Origin of the sequence: Promicromonospora kroppenstedtii DSM 19349, assembly GCF_000515355.1 — a bacterium.
In the GTDB taxonomy this organism is placed as follows: Bacteria; Actinomycetota; Actinomycetes; order Actinomycetales; family Cellulomonadaceae; genus Promicromonospora; species Promicromonospora kroppenstedtii.
Map to the genome: position 1 here is coordinate 1,551 of NZ_KI911721.1, position 2,779 is coordinate 4,329.

A 2,779-nucleotide genomic window follows, 5' to 3' on the forward strand; every position below is an offset into this window, starting at 1 on the left:
GTGGCAGTGCCGGACGTCGCTCCGGATGCCGTCTCCGCCGACGTGCCGACGACGTTCACGCACCCCGGCGTGCACGTCAGCGCGCCGCAGCTCGACTTCATCCGGGGCCGCGTGCAGGCGGGCGCGCAGCCCTGGCGGAGCGCGTACGACTCGATGATGGGCAGCCGGTACGCGTCACTGTCCTACACGCCGCACCCGCGGGCCGTGGTCGAGTGCGGGTCGTACTCCAACCCGAACTACGGGTGCACCGACGAGCGCGAGGACGCCATCGCGGCGTACACCCACGCGCTGGCCTGGTCGATCACCCGGGACACGCGGTACGCGAACAAGGCGATCTCGATCATGAACGCGTGGTCGCCGGTGATCCGGGACCACACCAACTCCAACGCCCCGCTGCAGACGGCGTGGGCCGGCTCGGTGTGGCCGCGCGCCGCGGAGATCATCCGGTACACCGGCGCGGGCTGGGCGGCGGCCGACGTCGACCGGTTCGAGACGATGCTGCGGAACGTCTACCTGCCGGAGGTGATCAACGGCTCCAACAGCAACGGCAACTGGGAGCTGTCGATGATGGAGGCCGCCGTCGGCATCTCGATCTTCCTCGACGACCGCAACGCCTACGCCTCGGCGCGCCAGCGGTTCCTGGTCCGGGTGCCCGCGTTCATCTACCTGACCTCCGACGGCTCGGTGCCGCGCACCGTGCCGGGCTCCGGCCGGGACACACCGGACCAGATCTTCGCGTACTGGCACAACCAGCGCACGCTGGTCAACGGCCTGTCGCAGGAGACCTGCCGCGACTTCACGCACACCGGCTACGGCATCTCGGCGATCTCGCACGTGGCCGAGACCGCCGCGATCCAGGGTGACGACCTGTACCCGCAGGTGGGGGAGCGGCTGCGGCACGCGCTCGGGTTCCACTCGACCTACCAGCGAGGCACGGCCGTCCCGTCCTGGCTCTGCGGCGGATCGGTGCACCTGGGCCTCGGCCCGGTCACCGAGGTCGGCTTCAACGCCCTGCACAACCGGCAGGGGTTCGCGATGAGCAACACGCAGGCCCTGACGGAGTCCAGCCGCCCGGCGGGAACGAACAACCTGTTCGTCGCCTGGGAGACCCTGACCCACGCGGACAACCCGAACGTGCTGCCCTGACGGGCTGATCCTCGGCAGTTTGCCCCGCGGACTCGGCAGTTGGCATCGAGATCGGCTCAGGCCTGAGCCGATCTCGATGCCAACTGCCGAGTGCTCTGTAAGGTGCCGAACTCAATGCTCCGTGTACCAGGTGTGCATCAGGTAGTCCTTCTCCGGGCCCGTCACCTGCCAGCGCAGCTCCCAGGACGGCGCCCGCCACGTCGGCACCTCGATGCCGCCCTGGTACAGGTCCTGGCCACACAGGTGCTCGACAGCGCCGGCGGTCCAGGGGTGGAAGTCGCGGCCGTCCTCGAAGGTCACGCGCCAGCTCGGCTCGCGGCCGTCGTCGCGGCCGCCGGTTGCGCGGCCGCCGTCACTGCCGTCGTCGAGGAGCCCGCCCGACGGCGTCTCGCGCACCGGCTCCCGGACGACGAACAGCGTGCGCGTCACCGGCGTCGTGCCCGCTGCCCAGCGGAGCGTGCCGTGCTCCGCCCAGCGCATGCGGCCGTCGTCCTCCACCGAGAACCGGGCCTCGCCGTCGGCGGAGTACTCGGCACCGTCCGCGTGCCGGATCTCCCGCCGGAAGTCCCAGGTGCCCACGAGTCGCAACGGATCCACGCCCACGACCCTAGACCGCGGTGCCGACCCCACGGAAAGCGTGCGGTCCCGGGGCAGCCGATGGGCGAGGATGTTCCCCATGACCTCGACCCCTGAGACCACCACACCCACGGAGCTGGACCCGGCCAACCCCTTCGCCGCGCCGTCCACCCTCCCGTACGGGCTGCCCGACTTCTCCGCGATCCGCGAGGAGCACTACGAGCCCGCGATCCTGGCCGGCATGGCGGCCCACCGGGCCGAGGTCGAGGCCATCGCCACCAACCCCGAGCCCGCCACGGTCGAGAACACGCTGGAGGCGCTGGAGCGCTCCGGTCAGCTCCTGGGCCGCGCCGCCCGCGCGTACTTCAACCAGCTGCCCTCCGACTCGACCCCCGGGCTCGAGGACGTCCAGGAGCGGCTCGCGCCCCTGTTCGCCGCCCACCAGGACGCGATCAACATGGACGCACGCCTCCACGCACGCGCGAAGGCCCTGGCCGACGCCGCGGCAGCCGGCGACCTGGTGCTCGAGCCCGACACCGCCTACCTGCTCGAGAAGCAGATGACGCAGTTCAAGCGGTCCGGCATCGCGCTGTCCGCGGGGGACCAGGACACGCTGCGCGAGCTCAACGCACGCATCACGACGCTGGAGGCGAGCTTCGGGCGCAAGCTGCTGGCGGGCGCCAACGAGGCGAGCGTGCTCGTGACCGAGGAGGCCGAGCTCGCCGGGCTCTCCGCGGACGCCAAGGCGGGTGCCCGCGCCGCCGCCGAGGCGCGCGGCCAGGACGGCTGGCTGCTGGAGATGCAGCTCTTCACGCACCAGAACGTGCTCGCCTCGCTGGAGGACGCCGCCACCCGCGAGCGCGTGCAGAGCGCGTCCATGGCGCGTGGCGCCACCGGCGGCGAGAACGACACCCGTGAGGTACTCCTGGAGCTCGCGCGCCTGCGGGCCCAGCACGCGCAGCTGCTCGGCTACGAGCACCACGCCGCGTACATCGCCGCCGACGCGACCGCCGGCACCACCGCCGCCGTCAACGAGATGCTCGGGCGCCTCGCGCCC

Annotated in this window: 3 protein-coding genes; 2 read left to right on the forward strand and 1 reads right to left on the reverse strand. The window is 71.9% G+C overall.

Translation table 11 applies throughout. The features are described 5' to 3' along the window. Positions 1-1,146: alginate lyase family protein (locus PROKR_RS20660; RefSeq protein WP_157602360.1), on the forward strand; the 1,146-nt coding region annotated here is incomplete at its 5' end. Positions 1,147-1,257: 111 nt separating this feature from the next. Here the strand turns inward: PROKR_RS20660 and PROKR_RS20665 are convergent. Then, positions 1,258-1,743, reverse strand: coding sequence for a DUF6314 family protein (locus PROKR_RS20665; protein WP_157602363.1), 486 nt, complete (start codon positions 1,741-1,743; stop codon positions 1,258-1,260). Positions 1,744-1,822: 79 nt separating this feature from the next. Between PROKR_RS20665 and PROKR_RS20670 the strand changes: the two genes are divergently transcribed. Then, a partial coding sequence (locus PROKR_RS20670; RefSeq protein ID WP_245605906.1) for a M3 family metallopeptidase occupies positions 1,823-2,779 on the forward strand: 957 nt, incomplete at its 3' end.